At 67.6% G+C, this 16682-nt stretch carries 20 protein-coding genes; 14 read left to right on the top strand and 6 right to left on the bottom strand.

Features of this window, described 5'->3' with window-relative positions:
* Window positions 1-18: 18 nt before the first annotated feature.
* The 9 genes from ACGFIF_RS26910 (at window position 19) to ACGFIF_RS26870 (ending at window position 7326) form a co-directional block, all read left to right on the top strand.
* Window positions 19-486 carry a MarR family winged helix-turn-helix transcriptional regulator gene (locus tag ACGFIF_RS26910; RefSeq protein WP_393158208.1) on the top strand — a complete coding sequence of 156 codons (468 nt, stop codon included), beginning with the start codon at window positions 19-21 and terminating at the stop codon, window positions 484-486.
* Window positions 487-588: 102 nt separating this feature from the next.
* On the top strand, window positions 589-2241 hold the full coding sequence (locus ACGFIF_RS26905; RefSeq protein WP_393158206.1) for a purine-cytosine permease family protein: 1653 nt from the start codon (window positions 589-591) through the stop codon (window positions 2239-2241).
* The gene (locus ACGFIF_RS26900; protein WP_337009521.1) at window positions 2238-2540 is read left to right on the top strand and encodes an urease subunit gamma; all 303 of its coding nucleotides are present in this window, start codon (window positions 2238-2240) and stop codon (window positions 2538-2540) included. Before ACGFIF_RS26905 ends, ACGFIF_RS26900 begins: the two co-directional genes overlap by 4 nt.
* Window positions 2541-2550: 10 nt before the next feature.
* Complete coding sequence (ureB, locus tag ACGFIF_RS26895; RefSeq protein WP_393158205.1) at window positions 2551-2919, top strand: urease subunit beta; 369 nt, start codon at window positions 2551-2553, stop codon at window positions 2917-2919.
* Window positions 2912-4615 carry an urease subunit alpha gene (locus ACGFIF_RS26890; protein WP_393158204.1) on the top strand — a complete coding sequence of 568 codons (1704 nt, stop codon included), beginning with the start codon at window positions 2912-2914 and terminating at the stop codon, window positions 4613-4615. The genes ureB and ACGFIF_RS26890 overlap by 8 nt, the downstream gene beginning before the upstream one ends.
* Before the next feature lie 22 nt (window positions 4616-4637).
* On the top strand, window positions 4638-5312 hold the full coding sequence (locus ACGFIF_RS26885; protein WP_393158202.1) for an urease accessory protein UreF: 675 nt from the start codon (window positions 4638-4640) through the stop codon (window positions 5310-5312).
* Window positions 5305-6024: an urease accessory protein UreG gene (ureG, locus tag ACGFIF_RS26880; protein ID WP_393158200.1), complete on the top strand. Its 720-nt coding sequence runs from the start codon at window positions 5305-5307 to the stop codon at window positions 6022-6024. Before ACGFIF_RS26885 ends, ureG begins: the two co-directional genes overlap by 8 nt.
* Before the next feature lie 34 nt (window positions 6025-6058).
* Window positions 6059-6676, top strand: coding sequence for an urease accessory protein UreD (locus ACGFIF_RS26875; RefSeq protein ID WP_393158199.1), 618 nt, complete (start codon window positions 6059-6061; stop codon window positions 6674-6676).
* Between the two features lie 17 nt (window positions 6677-6693).
* Window positions 6694-7326, top strand: coding sequence for a nucleoside/nucleotide kinase family protein (locus tag ACGFIF_RS26870; RefSeq protein ID WP_393158198.1), 633 nt, complete (start codon window positions 6694-6696; stop codon window positions 7324-7326).
* Here the strand turns inward: ACGFIF_RS26870 and ACGFIF_RS26865 are convergent.
* Window positions 7314-8054: a TetR/AcrR family transcriptional regulator gene (locus ACGFIF_RS26865; RefSeq protein ID WP_393158379.1), complete on the bottom strand. Its 741-nt coding sequence runs from the start codon at window positions 8052-8054 to the stop codon at window positions 7314-7316. The genes ACGFIF_RS26870 and ACGFIF_RS26865 overlap by 13 nt on opposite strands.
* Before the next feature lie 102 nt (window positions 8055-8156).
* Here ACGFIF_RS26865 and ACGFIF_RS26860 point away from each other — a divergent pair, with 102 nt between their 5' ends.
* The 5 genes from ACGFIF_RS26860 (at window position 8157) to ACGFIF_RS26840 (ending at window position 12503) form a co-directional block, all read left to right on the top strand.
* Window positions 8157-9056, top strand: a complete 900-nt coding sequence (locus tag ACGFIF_RS26860; protein ID WP_393158196.1) for an ATP-binding cassette domain-containing protein — start codon at window positions 8157-8159, stop codon at window positions 9054-9056.
* Between the two features lie 17 nt (window positions 9057-9073).
* Window positions 9074-9850, top strand: coding sequence for an ABC transporter permease (locus ACGFIF_RS26855; protein WP_393158195.1), 777 nt, complete (start codon window positions 9074-9076; stop codon window positions 9848-9850).
* A 352-nt stretch (window positions 9851-10202) separates the two neighbouring features.
* Entirely contained in the window at window positions 10203-10430 is a 228-nt protein-coding gene (locus ACGFIF_RS26850; RefSeq protein WP_393158194.1) for a hypothetical protein, read from the top strand.
* A 229-nt stretch (window positions 10431-10659) separates the two neighbouring features.
* Window positions 10660-11865 carry a sensor histidine kinase gene (locus ACGFIF_RS26845; RefSeq protein ID WP_393158193.1) on the top strand — a complete coding sequence of 402 codons (1206 nt, stop codon included), beginning with the start codon at window positions 10660-10662 and terminating at the stop codon, window positions 11863-11865.
* Entirely contained in the window at window positions 11856-12503 is a 648-nt protein-coding gene (locus tag ACGFIF_RS26840; RefSeq protein ID WP_393158192.1) for a response regulator, read from the top strand. The genes ACGFIF_RS26845 and ACGFIF_RS26840 overlap by 10 nt, the downstream gene beginning before the upstream one ends.
* On the opposite strand, the gene ACGFIF_RS26835 is transcribed toward ACGFIF_RS26840, so the two are convergent.
* The 5 genes from ACGFIF_RS26835 to ACGFIF_RS26815 are packed head-to-tail and all read right to left on the bottom strand — an operon-like array spanning window position 12475 to window position 16682.
* Window positions 12475-13302 carry an alpha/beta hydrolase gene (locus ACGFIF_RS26835; protein ID WP_393158191.1) on the bottom strand — a complete coding sequence of 276 codons (828 nt, stop codon included), beginning with the start codon at window positions 13300-13302 and terminating at the stop codon, window positions 12475-12477. The two genes, ACGFIF_RS26840 and ACGFIF_RS26835, sit on opposite strands and share 29 nt — an antisense overlap.
* A complete protein-coding gene (locus ACGFIF_RS26830) occupies window positions 13299-14108 on the bottom strand; it encodes an ABC transporter ATP-binding protein (protein ID WP_393158190.1) in 810 nt (269 codons plus the stop codon). The genes ACGFIF_RS26835 and ACGFIF_RS26830 overlap by 4 nt, the downstream gene beginning before the upstream one ends.
* Window positions 14105-14899, bottom strand: coding sequence for an ABC transporter ATP-binding protein (locus ACGFIF_RS26825; protein ID WP_393158189.1), 795 nt, complete (start codon window positions 14897-14899; stop codon window positions 14105-14107). Before ACGFIF_RS26825 ends, ACGFIF_RS26830 begins: the two co-directional genes overlap by 4 nt.
* A complete protein-coding gene (locus ACGFIF_RS26820; RefSeq protein ID WP_393158188.1) occupies window positions 14896-15741 on the bottom strand; it encodes an ABC transporter permease in 846 nt (281 codons plus the stop codon). Before ACGFIF_RS26820 ends, ACGFIF_RS26825 begins: the two co-directional genes overlap by 4 nt.
* The gene (locus ACGFIF_RS26815) at window positions 15738-16682 is read right to left on the bottom strand and encodes an ABC transporter permease (RefSeq protein ID WP_393158187.1); all 945 of its coding nucleotides are present in this window, start codon (window positions 16680-16682) and stop codon (window positions 15738-15740) included. Before ACGFIF_RS26815 ends, ACGFIF_RS26820 begins: the two co-directional genes overlap by 4 nt.

Raw genomic sequence — 16682 nt, 5'->3', positions numbered from 1 at the left:
ACCGGCAGTCTGCCCAGTGTGGCGCAGGTGGAGGCGGATCTCCGAGCGCTGGGCTATATTCCCAGCACCTACAACCGGGGAGGAGTGCGGATGCCGTCCAGCCTGCTCCTGCTGCTCAAGCAGATCGAGCGCCGGATCGAGCTCGGTCTGCAGCCGTTGCTCGACGAGTTCGGGCTGTCCATCGAGCAGTGGCGGGTGATGGCGGTGCTGCACGCGGAGCCCGGTCAACCGATGTCGATCCTGGCCGAGGCCGCCGTACTGCCGGCCGCCAGCCTGACCCGGCACGTGGACAAGCTGGTCGAGCGCGGTCTGGTCCTGCGCCGCATCCACCCGGACGACAAGCGCCGCATCGTCACCGCCCTCTCCCCCGTCGGCAGTACCGTCGCCGATCGGATCGCCGCCGCCCAGCGCGGCCTCGAGGCGGATCTCGCGGATTACTTCCAGATGGAAATACACGAACGTAGCGGATCGGCAACACGGCGGTAACACCGCGTTCCTAGGTTCCTTCCATTCGGGTGCATCCCGGCCGGCAGCGTCGCCGGTCCGCCGGAGCACCGCTCGCCCGAAGGTGCCGCAGGAGTTCCGCCCATGACTGTTGAACCCTCGCTCGACCACCGCGCCACCCCCGAACCACCGACTCAGACCGCCGCGACGCGCGAGACGCTGGAGGACTACACCCTCCGGTTCGCGCCGCGGAGCTACCGCAAGTGGTCGACCGGCGTCGTCGCCGTCTCGGCCCTCGGCGGGATCGCCTATCTGGCCGACTTCGCGATCGGTGCGAACATCGGCATCTCGTACGGAACCACGAACGCGCTGTGGGGAATCGGGATCTTTGCGGTGGTGATCTTCGCGACCGGCCTGCCGCTCGCGTACTACGCCGCCCGCTACAACATCGACCTCGACCTGATCACCCGCGGCAGCGGTTTCGGGTACTACGGCTCGGTCGTGACGAACGTGATCTTCGCATCGTTCACGTTCATCTTCTTCGCCCTCGAAGGCTCGATCATGGCGCAGGGGCTCGAGCTCGGGCTGCACATCCCGTTGTGGCTCGGTTATGCCGTGTCCACGCTGGTGATCTTCCCGCTCGTGATCTACGGGATGAAAGTGCTGTCGACCTTGCAGATGTGGACGACACCGCTGTGGCTGGTCCTGATGGTGCTGCCGTTCGTGTACCTCGTCGTGTCGCATCCGGATTCGGTGTCGACGTTCTTCGACTATCGCGGTCAGAACAACGAGGGCACGAACGTGGGCTCGATGCTGCTCGCGGCCGGTGTGTGTCTGTCGCTGATCGCGCAGATCGCCGAGCAGATCGACTATCTGCGGTTCATGCCGCCGAAGACCCCGGAGAACTCCCGGCGCTGGTGGACCGCGATGCTGCTGGCCGGGCCGGGCTGGGTGATCTTCGGTGCGATCAAGCAGGTGATCGGCCTGTTCCTCGCCGTCTATCTCATCGCGAACGTCGCCGACGGCGCGTCGGTCGCCAACGAACCCGTGCATCAGTTCCTCGAGATCTACGAGGGTTTCATGCCCGGATGGCTCGCGATGGCGCTGGCCGTCGTACTGGTCGTGATCAGTCAGGTGAAGATCAACGTGACGAACGCTTACTCCGGTTCGCTCGCGTGGACGAACTCCTACACGCGGCTGACCCGGCACTATCCCGGCCGGCTGGTGTTCCTCGCCTTCAACCTCGTGATCGCGCTGGTGCTGATGGAGGCGAACATGTTCGACTTCCTCAACACCATCCTCGGTTTCTACGCGAACTGCGGGATGGCGTGGATCGTGGTCGTTGCCTCCGACATCGTCTTCAACAAGTACCTGCTGAAGCTGTCGCCGAAGCAGCCCGAGTTCCGCCGCGGCATGCTGTACGCCGTCAACCCGGTCGGCTTCGTGTCGATGGCCGCGGCCGCGGGGGTCTCGATCCTGGTGTTCTTCGGCGGACTCGGCGACACGATCAAGCCGTACTCACCACTCGTCGCGATCGGTCTCGCCCTCGTCCTGCCGCCGATCCTGGCTGTTGCTACTGGGGGTAAGTACTACCTGCGCCGTACGGACGACGGACTCGACCTGCCCATGTACGACGACCACGGCAACCCGTCGGGCGCCGTACTGACTTGTCATGTGTGCCGGCAGGACTACGAGCGGCCGGATATGACCGCGTGCCAGACACACGACGCGGCTGTGTGCTCGCTCTGCCTCAGCACCGACAAGGTGTCCGACCACGTCCTCCCGGCCGCACCATGAACTTCACCCCCGCCGAGACCGAGAAGCTGCTGCTCTCCGTGGCCGGCATGGTCGCCCGCGACCGGCTGGCCCGGGGAGTCCGGCTCAACCACCCCGAAGCGGTCGCGCTCCTGAGCACCTGGGTGCTCGAGCGCGCCCGCGAAGGCGCCCGCGTCGCCGACCTGATGGAACGCGGCCGCACCGTCCTCACCCGCGACGACGTCATGCCGGGCGTCGCCGACCTCCTCACCGACGTCCAGATAGAGGCGACGTTCCCCGACGGCCGCAAGCTCGTCACTATCCACAACCCAATAATTTAAGGGGGAAAGCATGACGAGCAGGATTAAACTTAGCAATGAAGAACAGGGGGCGGGCAACGGCGCAACCGAGCCGGGCCCCGGAGCCGTACGGGTCGCCCCGGGCTCCATCCGTCTGAACACAGATCGTTCGGACAGTGAACGTCTGCGGCTGGTGATCGTGAACACCGGCGACCGCCCGGTGCAGATCGGCTCCCACCTGCACCTCCCCGACGCCAACACAGCTCTGTCCTTCGACCGCGAAGCAGCCCAGGGCTTCCGCCTGGACATCCCGTCCGGCACATCGCAACGCTTCGAACCCGGCGCATCCCGCGAAGTGGATCTCGTCGCACTGAAAGGCAATCGCCGGGTGCCGGGGATCCAGGTGAAGCACGATGGTTGAGATCTCGCGGGCCGCATATGCCGCGCTGTATGGGCCGACGGTTGGGGATCAGGTTCGGTTGGGGGATACGGATCTGTGGGTCGAGGTGGAGGAGGACCTCACGGTGGGGGGTGAGGAGGTGGTGTTCGGCGGGGGGAAGTCGATCCGGGAGTCGATGGGGCAGGGTACGACGACCCGGGCGGAAGGTGCGCCGGATACCGTCATCACGAATGTGCTGGTGCTCGACTGGTGGGGCATTGTGCGGGCGGATGTGGGGATCCGCGACGGTCGCATCGTCGCGCTCGGCCGGGCGGGCAACCCGGACATCGCGGACGGCGTGCACCCCGAGTTGCGGATCGGGCCCTCGACGGACGTGATCGCGGGTGAGGGCCGGATCCTCACCGCGGGGGCGATCGACTCCCACGTTCACCTGCTCTCGCCGTCGCAGTTGCATGAGGCACTCGCGACCGGGATCACCACGATCGTCGGCGGCGGGACCGGGCCGAGCCAGGGTTCCAAGGCGACCACGGTGACGCCTGGTGCGTGGCATCTCGAGCAGATGCATCGGAGCCTCGACGGGTTCCCGCTCAACGTATTGCTGCTGGGCAAGGGGAACACGGTGAGCGCCGAGGCACTCGCCGAGCAGGCACTGGCCGGTGCCGCCGGGTACAAGGTGCACGAGGATTGGGGCTCGACCCCGGCCGCGATCGACACCGCGCTGCGGGCCGCGGACGAGTGGGGGCTCCAAGTCGCCCTGCACGCGGACAGCCTGAACGAGGCCGGCTTCGTCGAATCCACGCTGAACGCGATCGCGGGTCGCGGGATCCACGCGTTCCACGTCGAGGGCGCCGGCGGTGGGCACGCGCCGGACATCCTCTCGATCGCGTCGTACCCGCATGTCATCCCGGGCTCGACGAACCCGACGCTGCCGCACACGGTCAACACCGTCGCCGAGCACCTCGACATGCTGATGGTCTGCCATCACCTCAGCCCGGATGTCCCGGAGGATCTCGCGTTCGCCGAGTCGCGGATCCGGGCGACGACGATCGCGGCCGAGGACATCCTGCATGACCTGGGCGCGTTGTCCGTGACCTCGTCGGATGCGCAGGCGATGGGCCGGATCGGCGAGGTGATCACCCGGACGTGGCAGGTCGCGCACGTGATGAAGGACCGGCGCGGCGCCCTCGGCACGAGCCTGCCGGCCGACAACGAGCGGGTACGGCGGTACGTCGCGAAGTACACGATCAACCCGGCAGTTGCCCATGGCATCGATCAGGTGGTCGGCTCGGTCGAGACCGGGAAGCTGGCGGACCTGACGCTGTGGGATCCGCGGTACTTCGGCGTTCGCCCGAGCCTGGTGATCAAGGGCGGCGCGATCGTGTGGGCCGCGCTGGGCGATCCGAACGCGTCGATCCCGACCCCGCAGCCGGTGCTGATGCGGCCGGCGTTCGGGGATGCGATCGGGGCGGATGTGTCATTCACGTTCGTCTCCCCCGCTGCGCTGGACGACGGGTTGGCCGAGCGGCTGCGGTTGCGGCGGCGGCTGCTCGCCGTACGGCCGACGCGGGAGATCGGCAAGGCGGACATGAAGAACAACGATGCGCTGCCGAGGATCGACATCGATCCCGAGACGTTCGCGATCAAGGTCGACGGAGACCTGGTCGAGCCGGCGCCGGCCGAGGTACTGCCACTCGCCCAGCTCTACGCGATGTTCTGATGAGCTCGCCCGAGGTGGTCGCGTGAGCTCGCCTGAAGTGGTCGCGTTGATGCTGGCCGACGGCCGGTTGCCGACCGGCGGGCACACCCAGTCCGCCGGTCTCGAGCCTGCCGTCCGCGCCGGGCTAGGCGCCGACGGCAAGCACCTAGCGGACGTCGCCGACTACGCCCGAGACCGTCTCCGCACCGTCACCCGAGTCGAAGCCGCCACCGCCGTACTCGCCCGCCACCAAACAACCACGTCCCAACCTCTGACACCGGTTGAGGAGGCATGGGCGGCGCGGACGCCCAGCCAGGTGTTGCGCGGCGTATCGCGGCGGCAGGGGCGGGCCTACTTGCGGCTGGCAGCGCGGGTTTGGCCCGACGTACTGCGGTATCTCGAGCCCGACAGCGAGGTCGCGAGGCCCGTCGTGGTGGGCGTGATCGGGGGCGTGACCGGGTTGTCGGCGGACCAGGTTGCCCGTTTGATCGCGTACGACGACGTGCAGACAGTGGTGGCCGCTTCGCTCAAGTTACTGCCAGTAGATCCATCCGACGCGGCGAGCTGGCTGGCCGGACTGCATGACGACATCGAGCGGCTCGTCACCGACGTCGCGCCGCTGACCGGGATCGACAAGATGCCGGCGGACGGGGCGCCGCTGCTCGACGTGTTCGCCCAGAACCATGCCAACGAGAGAATGAGGTTGTTCCATGCATGACCACGGCACACGTTCCTTCCGGCTGGGCGTCGCCGGCCCGGTAGGGACCGGAAAGAGCTCGTTGATCGCGACCGTCTGCCGGGAACTCGCTGACGAGCTGAACCTCGGCGTGATCACCAACGACATCTACACCGACGAGGATGCGCGGTTGCTCCGGTCGGCCGGCGTACTGGAGCCGGAGCGGATCCGGGCGGTGGAGACCGGCGCCTGCCCGCACACCGCGATCCGGGACGACGTGACGCCGAACCTGATCGCGGTCGAGGATCTCGAGCGCGACTTCGCGCCGCTGGACGTCGTCCTGGTGGAGTCCGGTGGTGACAACCTGACGGCGACCTTCTCCCCTGCACTCGTGGACGCGCAGATCTTCGTCCTCGATGTCGCAGGTGGTGGGGACGTCGCGCGGAAGGGCGGTCCGGGAATCGCGCGCGCGGACTTGCTCGTGGTCAACAAGACCGATCTCGCGCCGTACGTCGGGGTGGACGTCGAGCAGATGGTGACGGATGCCGAGGCTGCGCGCGATGGGAAGCCGGTACTCGCGCTGTCCCGCAACGACCCGGCGTCGGTGGCCCGGCTGAAGGAATGGGTGCTGTCGATGACGACCGTCGTCCGCAGTGGCGGGCACACCCCGGTCGACCCCGGACCGATGGCACCGCATTCCCACGTCGACGAGGACGGCCAACTGATCACTCACACCCATGCCCACGCGCATTGAGGTCGTTGCGGATGCGGTTCGGGATCGCTGCCTTTTGAGCAGTGATCAGATATCACCGCGGCGGCTGGCCGGGCCGCCGGGCGTGGTGCGGATCGCGCTGGTCGCGGCCGGGGCATTGTTGCTGGCCGGTGATCAGGTACGAATCGAGATCGTGGTGACGGGTCCGGTGCAGGTCGAGATCATCGAGACAGCCGGGACGGTTGCCTACGCAATGCGTGGAGCCAGAGCGCGGTGGGACGTCGACATCCAGCTCACCGACGGTGCGAATCTGCGCTGGTACAGCGAACCGTTCGTCGTCTCAGCCGATGCGGCAGTGACGCGGTCGACCGTCGTACGGATGGAGCACGGATGTACGGCGGAACTGCGCGAGTCGCTCGTACTCGGGCGACACGGCGAGGTCGGCGGCGCGCTGCAGACGATGACGCGAGCCTGGATCGGCGACCACCTCACCCTCGCGGAAGACCTCGACCTGTCCCCCGATGCTCGCGGCGGTTGGGCGGTCATGCACACCGCCCGCTGCCTGGACACCGTCACCGCGCTCGGCTTCCGCCTGCCTGAGGACACTCACACCGTGCAACTCGAGGGGTGTGGTTCAATCGCGCGCCGGCTGGTCCACGAGCAACACGAGAGCGACCTCCGGCAAGTGCACTGAGCTTCTAGGATCGTGGGGTGCAGACACTCGACTCGGCCACCGCGTACGACCGCGCCGTCGACCTCGCCACCAAGCGTCGGCGGTCCATCCTCGGAATCACCGGGGCACCCGCGGCAGGCAAGTCGACGTACGCCGAGCAGCTCACGGCGAAGCTGGTAGCCGACGGACACCGCGTCGCGCTGGTGCCGATGGACGGATACCACCTGGCGCAGTCGGTCCTGGAGGAACTCGGGCTCGCCGAGGTGAAGGGTGCGCCGCACACGTTCGACGGGTACGGGTTCGTTGCCTTGCTCAGAAGGTTGAAGGAGTCACCGGATGAGCAGATCTGGGCGCCGCGTTTCGACCGCGGTCTGGAGGATTCGATTGCCGCCAGCATCGGAATCGCCCCGGACGTCACGCTGGTCGTGACCGAGGGCAACTACCTGCTCTTCGACGAGATGCCGTGGGCAACTGTCCGCACATGGCTCGACCAGTGCTGGTACGTCGAGGTGCCCGAACAACTGCGGCACAACCGTCTCGAAGCCCGTCACCGCCGCTACGGCCGGTCCCCCGAAGAGGCCCACGAACGCACCTACGGCACCGACGAACGCAACGCCAGACTGATCGCCGCAACCGCGCCGGCCGCGGACGCGGTGATTCAGCTGTCCTGACAGACCCGCTCGATGAAACCGGCCACGCCGTCCAGGTAGAGCTGGAGACCGAAGTCGAAGTCCTCGTCACTCATGTCGTCGAAGTCGCTCACCGTGTCGAAGACACCGGCGTCGAGGACGCGGGCCAGTGCGGGGAGCTGGCGGCTGTCGACCACGCGGGCGAGGATCGCGCCATACTGGCTGAACGCTTCGGGGTTCTCGCGGAAGCCGGCGGCGAGGTCGAGGGACAGCCGGATCTCGCCGTGGACATACGTCATCAGGCCCATCACGACGCCGACCTTGGCCGCCTCGGGCAGGCCGGTGTCCTTCAGTGCGCCGAGGGCGGAGTCCAGCCAGGCGAGGTTGTTCGGCCCGGCCGGCGGGCCGGAGATCGGGAGCTTCGAATACCAGCGGTGCTTGCGGATCGCGACCATCACGCCCTCCGCCCAGAACGTCATCCCGGTGCGCCAGTCGACCCCCTCGGGCAGCGGCTCGGGACGTTCCAGCGCGGCGTCCGACATCAGCACGAGCAGCTCGTCCTTGCTCTTCACGTGCCGGTAGAGCGCCATCGTCGAGTTGCCCAGCCGCTCGGCCACCCGCGCCATCGAGACCGCCGCCAGCCCCTCGGCGTCGGCGAGCTCGATCGCGGCCCGGGTGATGTCGTCGACGGTCAGTGACGGCTTCGGCCCGCGCCGGGTGCCGTCCCGCAACCGCCACATCAGCGCAACGTCGGCCGGCAACTCGCTCATCTCCACCGCCTCAGTCTAGGGAGCCGCGTTCAGGGCTTGCGCAGGCCTATAGCGTACATGCTACGCTATTTAGCGTATCCAATACGCAGTAAGGAGGGGACGATGATCGTCGAGGCAACCGGACTGCGGAAGTCATTCGGGGCCACCGAGGTGCTCACCGGAGTCGACCTGCAGGTCCCGGAAGGGTCCGTGCTCGCCCTGCTCGGCCCGAACGGGGCCGGCAAGACCACCACCGTGCGGATCCTGACCACGCTGACCAGGCCGGATGCCGGCCAGGCGACCATCGCCGGGTACGACGTACTGCGCGAGCCGGCCCAGGTCCGCGGCGTGATCAGCCTGACCGGGCAGTACGCCGCGGTCGACGAGAACCAGACCGGCCGGGAGAATCTGGTCATGGTCGGCCGGCTGATGCATCTCGGCCGACCTGCCGCGCGACGCCGTACCGCTGAACTGCTCGAACAGTTCGGGTTGACCGAGGCGATGGACCGCCGGGTCAAGACGTACTCCGGTGGGATGCGGCGGCGGCTCGACCTGGCGATGAGCCTGATCGCACAGCCGCGGGTGATCTTCCTGGACGAGCCGACCACCGGGCTCGACCCGGCCAGCCGGTCGATGATGTGGGACTCCATCGGCGAACTCGTCCGCAACGGCACCACCATCCTGCTGACCACGCAGTACCTCGAGGAGGCGGACCGGCTCGCCGACCGGATCGTGCTGCTCGACAAGGGCGGGATCGCCGCCACCGGCACCGCCGACGCCCTGAAGGCCCAGATCGGCGGCGAGCGGATCGAGCTCCGGTTCGCCGACGAGATGCAGTTGCTGAAGGCAACCGGCGTACTGGACGGGATCGCCGATCAGCTGGTGCTGAACATCCCGTCCGACGGTACGGCGGCACACCTGCACCACGTCCTGGACGTACTGCGGGACAACGGGCTGCAGCCGGAGCGGGTGTCGTCGCACCGGCCGACGCTGGACGACGTCTTCCTGGCTCTGACCGCGTGAGATAGGACCTGATCAAAATGCCACAACACCAAGGAGCAACCGCCGCGCTCTCCGACGCGGTCACCATGATCGACCGCTGCGTCCGGCTGATGCGCCGGAACGTGGACACCCTGTTCGTCTCGATCCTGCTGCCGATGCTGATGATGGCGCTGTTCGTCTATGTCTTCGGCGGCGCGATCAGCACCGGCACGGAGTACATCAGCTACGTCGTTCCGGGGATCCTGCTGCTCACCACCGGGTACGGCGCCTCGAACACCGCGATGGCGGTCGCGGACGACATGAACAGCGGGATGATCGACCGGCTGCGATCGCTGCCGATCCGCAGCTTCGCCGTGCTGACCGGGCACGTCACTGCGAGTGTCGCGCGTAACGCGGTGTCAACGGCGATCGTCATCGTCGCCTCGCTGGCGATGGGTTTCCGGCCGGCGGCCGGCCCCGGCGACTGGCTGGCGGCGATCGGACTGCTGCTGCTCTATGTCCTGGCGCTCTCCTGGCTCGCGGCCGGTCTGGGCGTGATCGCGAAGTCGGTGGAGTCGGCCAGCACCCTGAGTTTCTTCATGTTGTTCCTGCCGTACCTGAGCAGTGCGTTCGTGCAGCCGGAGACGATGCCGTCGTGGTTGCGGCCGATCAGCGAGCACCAGCCCATCACACCGGTGATCGAGACCGTGCGGGGTTTCCTGATCGGGACACCGATGGGGAACAACGGCTGGATCGCGCTCGCCTGGTGTACCGGTCTGCTCCTGTTCTCGGTGACGTTGGCGACCTCGTTGTACCGGCGCCGAACGAGCCGCTGAGCGCATTTTCCGTGCCGTTCGGAGAAAGCGCCGGTGCCGACGCACCGGTTTGGTTCGAACATGACCCCGCGACCGGGTTACGGTCTAAGTCCCCCCCAACGTGTGGTGGTCCCACTCCCCCCGGGACCCACACGGACAAGCGCCCCGATCTCTGATCGGGGCGCTCTGTTTTGCCCTGCACATCCTGGGGATTCCGGACTGTACCTCTATCAGCCGCGGTCGCCGGTGAACCGCGGCGAGGACGGCGTACGTGTGGCTGGACATCGAGCAAAAAAAGATCTTGCCGGGTGTTGTCGAATCTGGCGGATCTGGTCCGACGTATCAGTGAGAGCGACCAAAGGAGAGGGTCAGAATGAACACCACCGCCACCGTAGACACCGCCACCACCACCATGATCGTCACCATGCTCGCCGAGGGCAGCCCGGTCTGGTTCGTCGCCGGCATGGTCAAGATGCGCAACCACGACGTCTACCTGATCGGCCGGGCCGCCGGCTATCCGGACAAGGCGCAGCTGCGCCGGGCCGTGTGGGCGCAGCAGAACCGCACCCGCGTCCCGCAAGCGCACGCGCAAGCTGCCTGACACTCCTTCAGGCCGCTCCACGCACCATCGGCCGCTGCTGTCCCCCGGGGCACCAGCGGCCGACGTGTGTCTGCACATCAAAGCTGAGGGTGGCTGGGCCTACGGTTGGGTGGGGCCAGACCTACTTCGGTGCCGAGCCGGCCGATTTCGCGGTCCGGGTGGTGCACAGTGAAATCACCAACCCGTAACGAGGAAGAGGTTCTTGATGTCGTGGGTGAAGAGTGCCTGCGTGGGGTTCGTCCGTGCGTGTGTAGTCGCAGTCGTCACCATGGTGGTCCCGGCCGTGTGGGCCGGCGCCATCGCCGTGGCGATCTGGTGGGCGGGCAACCCGTGGTCGTGGATCCCGTTGTTCGTGCTGGCCGGTGTCGGCACTCTCGCTCTGTCCCGGCCGGTCTGCCAGCTGGTCCGCTCCCTGGTCGCGAAGTGGACGAGCACCGTGATCCCGGCCGGCTATCTGGAGGTCGGGCCGGTGACACAGCTGTCCACCGGCTACTGGTGGAACGGCACGTCGTACTCGCGAAGCAGTAAGGAGGCTCGCGAGGACCAGGAGCTGCGGCTGCGGTTCAAGGACCCGGCCAACTGGCGCGACCTGCGGTTCGTCGCGATCGCGCCATTCACCGCCGGCCTGGTCGCGGCGATCCCGCCGGCCGGCGTCGTGGCCGCCGTACTCGGCTTCTCCCAGTCGGTGCCTCTGGTCGGCGTTCTCGGTCTGGTCGTGGCGATCGCGAGTGCGCCGTACGCGTGGCGGCCGATCGAGCCGGTCGCCGTACGGTTCCTGCGACCGTCGGCGGCGATGGCGCTGGCGGACCGGGTGGACGAGTTGACCGCTCAGCGTGCGGACACGACTGTGGCGCAAGCTGCCGAGATCCGGCGGATCGAGCGGGACCTGCACGACGGAGCGCAGGCGCGGCTGGTCGCGCTCGGGCTCTCGCTGGCGACCGCGGAGAAACTGATGGAGACCGACCCCGCCCAGGCCAGGGCGCTGCTGCGGGACGCCCGAGTCGGCGCCGCCACGTCACTGACCGAGCTCCGCGAACTGGTCCGGGGCATCAACCCGCCGGTGCTGAACGAGCGCGGCCTCGTCGACGCCGTCCGAGCCCTGGCCATGGACAGTCCGCTCGAGACAGCGGTCAGCGCCGAGGTCGAGCTCAGCCTGGACCCGCCGATCGAGTCGGCCCTGTACTTCGGGATCGCCGAATTGCTGACCAATGCGATCAAGCACGCCCGTGCGTCCCGAGCGGGAATCTCCATCGCTCGGAACGACACGGCCATCGTGGTCGAGGTCGAGGACAACGGCCGGGGCGGAGCCGAGGTGAACGCCGCGGGCGGACTCGCCGGGCTGCGCCGCCGCCTCGCGGCGTTCGACGGAACTCTGGAGCTGACCAGCCCGGCCGGCGGTCCGACCCGTGCGAGGATGACGGTGCCATGCGAATAGTCGTCGCCGAAGACCTCTACCTCCTGCGGGACGGAATGGTCCGCCTCATCGAGGCCTACGGGCACGAGGTCGTGGCCACGGCGAGCACCGGCCCCGCGACCCTCGCCGCGCTGCTGAAGTGGCGGCCGGACGTCGCCGTCATCGACGTCCGGATGCCGCCGACCCAGTCGGACGAGGGTCTGAAGGCCGCGCTGGCCGCTCGCCACGAGGTCCCCGGCCTGCCCGTCCTGATCTTGTCCCAGCACGTCGAGCAGCTCTATGCCCGCGAGCTCCTGGCTCAGGGCGCCAACGGCATCGGGTATCTGTTGAAGGAGAGCGTGTTCGAGGCCGATCAGTTCGTCGACGCGCTGGAACGGGTCGCCGCCGGCGGGACCGCCATGGACCCAGCCGTCATCACCAAGTTGATGTCCAGCTCGAACCGGCCGATCGACAAGCTCACTGGACGCGAACACGAAGTCCTCGGCCTGATGGCCGAGGGCCTGTCCAATCAGGCCATCGGACAGCGGCTGTTCCTCAGTGACAGCGCCATCAGCAAGTACACGACGTCGCTGTTCGGCAAGCTCGGCATCACCGACGACGACAGCAGCAACCGGCGCGTCCTCGCCGTCCTCACCTACCTGGGTCTGACCGGTTCTTGAACTGGTCGGTGAAGAACCGCTCCACAGTTGGGAGGATCTTGCGGCCGGAGTGGGCCGCACCGGGGACGACATCGAACGTGATGTCGAGACCGTGGGAGCGGTAGTTCTGCTCCAGCGTGCGCAGACGTTCGATCCGGGTGGTGCCGGTGAGCTCCGCGCCGTCCATCCAGTTGGACTCACCGCGGTTCATGATCTCCCAGGTCTCCACGTCCTCGGAGCCGACCACCAGCTGGATCGGCACCCGGCGCAACGCGTCGACGTCGATCGGCTGGCCGAACTTCTCCTCGAAGCCCTTCGTCCCGAGCCACCACGGCAGCGTGTCGTCCAGCTGGGTGATCCGGCCGGGCGCACCGATCGAGGCGGCGGCCAGGCGGTCCGGGTGCAGGTAGAGGAACCGGTGCGTGAACTGCCCGCCGCCGGAGAACCCGTGCAAGTAGAACTTCTCCGCCTCGACCGGGTACCGGGACGCGACCTCGTCCACGATCGACAGCAGCATCCGGTCGAACCGGATCCCCTGGTACTCGATGAACTTGAAGTTGTGCAGGTCGGTCGGGTCGACCAGACCGGCCGGGAAGATCGGCGTCAGGACGACGGCGCCCTGCTCGTCGGCGAAGTCCTTCAACTGGTTGCGGTAGTTCGCCGCCGACCGCGCGGTGCCGTGCTGGACCACCACCAGCGGTGCGCGGTCGTCGTCGGCCAGCTGGTGCGGCACGTACAGGCAGTAGTGCAGCCGCGGGTCGGCCTGGGAGGCGAAGATCGGCGTCGCCCCGCGCTGGTAGAAGGTCGAGGTGTGCGTCATGGACGTCCTTCGGTGAGTGCGAACGCGGCCCTCAGCTCGCCGACCCGTTCCGGCTGCCAGCCGGGTCCGGGCGCGGAGGAGAGCAGCATCTGGGTGTAGGGATGTTGTGGCCGGCGCAACAGCGCGTCGGTGTCGTCCTGCTCGACGTCGGCACCGCGGTACATCACCACGATCCGGTCGGTGACCTCACCGACCACGGCGAGGTCGTGGCTGACGAAGACCAGGGCGATTCCCAAGGACTCCCGGATCTCGTTGAGCAGGGCAAGGATCTTCGCCTGGACCGAGACGTCCAGGGCGGAGACGGCCTCGTCGAGGACGAGGACCTTGGGATGTACGGCGAGGGCCCGAGCGATCGCGACACGTTGCCGCTGGCCACCGCTGAGTTCGTGGGGTCTCGAGGCGAGCAAACGCTGCTCGAGGCCCACTTGGTCGAGCAGCCGGCTGATCTCGTCGGCAGACGCGGACGGCCGGTGCCGGCGCAGTACGTCGCGAAGACAGCCCTCCACGGTCAGACGGCGATCGAGTGAGGTGTACGGGTCCTGGAAGACCATCTGGATCGCCCGGGCCCGTTGCAGCCGCGCCTTCCGACCGCGACCGGCCCGGTGGAGCTCGACGCCGTCGATGGTGACGCTGCCGGTGTCGGGCGAGGTCAGCCCGACGAGCATCCGCGCGACGGTGGTCTTGCCGGAGCCGGATTCACCGACCACCCCGAGGGATCCGCCGGCCTCGACGGTGAAACTGATGTCCTTCGCAGCGACAGTGGCGCCGTACGTCTTGCCGAGTCCCTCCACCTGAAGCAGGGTCATGTCGGCACCTCCTCACGTTCCGGCAGCTTGGGTACGGCGGCCGCCAGCGCCCGGGTGTACTCGTTGACGGGGTTCTCGAAGATCGTCGTACCGGGCTGGTGATCGACGATCAGGCCGTCCTTCATCACGTAGACGCGGTCGCAGTACGCCGCCGCCAGGTGCAGGTCGTGGGTGATGAACAGCACCCCGAGATCCCGCTCGGCCCGCAGTCGTTTCAGCAACGCGAGCACCTCGGCCTGCGTGGTCACGTCCAGCGCACTCGTCGCCTCGTCCGCCAGCAGCAACTGCGGGTCGATACTCAGTGCAGCCGCGATCACGACCCGCTGCAGCATGCCGCCGGACAGCTGATGCGGATACAACCGCAGCAGCCGCTCCGGATCCCGCAACCCTACCTCGCCGAACAGCTCGACGAGTTTGCCTCGCGCAACGTTCTTCCGTACGCCGTGCACCTGGACGAGCCGTTCGGTCGCCGAGTCGCCGATCCGGCGGACCGGATTGAGCGCCGTTCGCGGCGCCTGGAAGATCATCGCGGCATGGTGGGCCCGCACGTCCTGGACCTCGGCGGGCGAACAGGAGAGCAGATCGGTGCCGCCGACAACGACCGAGCCCGACGTCACCGCCTGGTCCGGGAAGAGTTTGAGCGCGGCCCGGGCCGTGGTCGACTTCCCGGAACCGGATTCGCCGACCAGGCCGACCGTCTCGCCGGACTGGACGGTGACGGAGATGCCCCGCAGGATCTCCGTGGTGCGCACGCCGACCTTCAGATCACTGATCTCCAGCAAGGTGGTCATCGTCGCACCGCCAGCTTGTCGGACAGCCGGACGCCGACCACGTTTGTCGCGACCACCACGATCGCGATGGTGAGACCGGGGACGAGCGCCGGCCCGACGATGCCCTGGATGACACCGGTCCGGCCCTCCTGGACCATCAGCCCCCATTCCGAGCTCGGCGGCTGCGATCCGAAGCCGAGGAAGTTCAGCGACGCGAGACTCATCAGTCCCTCTCCGAACAGCACCACGAGATACCCGACCAGCGTCGGCAACAGGTTCGGCAGCAGGTAGCGGAAGCACAGGAAGAATCCGCCGACCCCCTGCAGCCGGTACGCGTCGACGTACGGGCGGGCGATCTCCTCCAACGCGATCGACCGGGTGAACTTCGCGATCGCGGGTGCGTAGGCGAGCGCCATGCCGAGCACCGAGGTGAGCTCGCCGCGATCGAACACGGCGATACACAGGACGACGAACAACAGACCAGGGAACGCGAACATCACATCGGTGATCCGGCTCAGCGCGGTGTCGACCCATCCTTGTTTCCACGCGGCGGTCACGCCGATCAGTACGCCGAGCACCGTTGCCACGGCCAGCAGCGCGATCGCACCGAGCAGGCTCGGCCGGGCGCCGTGGATGATCCGCGACAGCAGGTCCCGGCCGAGCTGGTCGGTCCCGAGCCAGTGCGCGGGACTGGCCGGCTGCCAGATCGCGCCGAAGTCGGTCTTCGCCGGGTCGTACGGCGCCACCCACGGAGCGAACACGGCCGCCAGTACGGCGATCACGAGGACGGCGGCACTCAGGTAGAACGGCCACTTGTGCTTGCGGCGTACACCCGTCACATCGGTCAGAACGGCGACTGTCATGCGGCGCTCCTGGCGAGAACCCGTGCATCGAGCAACGGATAGATGAGGTCGACGATCACTGTGACCGCCATGTACGCGATCACCATGTAGAGCAGAATCGCCTGCACCACAGGGAAATCGTGAGTGTTGATTGCCTCGACCAACAGACTGCCGATGCCGTTGAGGCCGAAGACTCCTTCGACCACGACCGTGCCGGCCAGCATGCCGGCCACGATCAGGCCGCACATCGTCACGATCGGGCCCAAGGAGTTGCGCAGCACGTGTCTGACCACCGTCTTGCGCTGGGCCAGACCGTAGCTCCGCGCCGCCTCGACATGGTCGAGACTCTGCTGCTCGACCATCGTCTGCCGGGTCACCCGGCTGACCACCGCGACCGCGCCGAGGGACAGCGCGATCGCGGGCAGGGTCAGGTGGTGGATCCGGCCGAAGAACCCCTCGCCCGGACCCGACACCGCGAACCAGCGCAGCTTCACCGCGAAGACCGAGATGAGCACCACCGCGACGACGAAGTTCGGGATCGACGTCGCGAACGTCGTCACCCCGGTGATCAGGGCGTCCACGGCGGTCCCCCGGCGCAGCGCCGACCAGATGCCGAGGAGCACCCCGATCACGATGAACAACACCGACGCGTACACGACCAGTGACAGTGTCACCGGCAACCGGCTGCCCAGCAGCGTCGTGACGGACTGCTGGTAGACCATCGAGGTACCGAAGTCGCCGTGCAGCAGATCCTTCGCCCAGGTCAGATACTGGGTGATGAACGGGTCGTCGAGGTGGTACTCGGCGCGCACCGCGGCGATCCGCTCCGGTGTCATGTTCTCCGGGTTCCCGATCAGGAACGACACCGGGTCCCCGGGCGCGGCGTACATGCCGGCGAAGATCACGAACGAGCTGATCACCAGGGTGAGCACCATCGCGCCGAGGCGCCGCAGTGCGACCAT

This window comes from Kribbella sp. NPDC049174 (assembly GCF_043197365.1).
Lineage (GTDB): Bacteria > Actinomycetota > Actinomycetes > Propionibacteriales > Kribbellaceae > Kribbella.
Note: the sequence above shows the minus strand (reverse complement) of the source record. Positions and strands in the feature narration are given on the sequence as shown.

What these genes read in the sequence shown, in the direction of transcription:
- ACGFIF_RS26905 (WP_393158206.1), top strand. Translation starts at nt 589, where the DNA reads ATGACTGTTGAACCCTCGCTCGACCACCGCGCCACCCCCGAACCACCG.
- ACGFIF_RS26900 (WP_337009521.1), top strand. Translation starts at nt 2,238, where the DNA reads ATGAACTTCACCCCCGCCGAGACCGAGAAGCTGCTGCTCTCCGTGGCC.
- ureB (WP_393158205.1), top strand. Translation starts at nt 2,551, where the DNA reads ATGACGAGCAGGATTAAACTTAGCAATGAAGAACAGGGGGCGGGCAAC.
- ACGFIF_RS26890 (WP_393158204.1), top strand. Translation starts at nt 2,912, where the DNA reads ATGGTTGAGATCTCGCGGGCCGCATATGCCGCGCTGTATGGGCCGACG.
- ureG (WP_393158200.1), top strand. Translation starts at nt 5,305, where the DNA reads ATGCATGACCACGGCACACGTTCCTTCCGGCTGGGCGTCGCCGGCCCG.
- ACGFIF_RS26865 (WP_393158379.1), bottom strand. Translation starts at nt 8,054, where the DNA reads ATGAGCGAGTTGCCGGCCGACGTTGCGCTGATGTGGCGGTTGCGGGAC.
- ACGFIF_RS26860 (WP_393158196.1), top strand. Translation starts at nt 8,157, where the DNA reads ATGATCGTCGAGGCAACCGGACTGCGGAAGTCATTCGGGGCCACCGAG.
- ACGFIF_RS26855 (WP_393158195.1), top strand. Translation starts at nt 9,074, where the DNA reads ATGCCACAACACCAAGGAGCAACCGCCGCGCTCTCCGACGCGGTCACC.
- ACGFIF_RS26850 (WP_393158194.1), top strand. Translation starts at nt 10,203, where the DNA reads ATGAACACCACCGCCACCGTAGACACCGCCACCACCACCATGATCGTC.
- ACGFIF_RS26840 (WP_393158192.1), top strand. Translation starts at nt 11,856, where the DNA reads ATGCGAATAGTCGTCGCCGAAGACCTCTACCTCCTGCGGGACGGAATG.
- ACGFIF_RS26835 (WP_393158191.1), bottom strand. Translation starts at nt 13,302, where the DNA reads ATGACGCACACCTCGACCTTCTACCAGCGCGGGGCGACGCCGATCTTC.
- ACGFIF_RS26830 (WP_393158190.1), bottom strand. Translation starts at nt 14,108, where the DNA reads ATGACCCTGCTTCAGGTGGAGGGACTCGGCAAGACGTACGGCGCCACT.
- ACGFIF_RS26825 (WP_393158189.1), bottom strand. Translation starts at nt 14,899, where the DNA reads ATGACCACCTTGCTGGAGATCAGTGATCTGAAGGTCGGCGTGCGCACC.
- ACGFIF_RS26820 (WP_393158188.1), bottom strand. Translation starts at nt 15,741, where the DNA reads ATGACAGTCGCCGTTCTGACCGATGTGACGGGTGTACGCCGCAAGCAC.
- ACGFIF_RS26815 (WP_393158187.1), bottom strand. Translation starts at nt 16,682, where the DNA reads ATGGTCGCACTGCGGCGCCTCGGCGCGATGGTGCTCACCCTGGTGATC.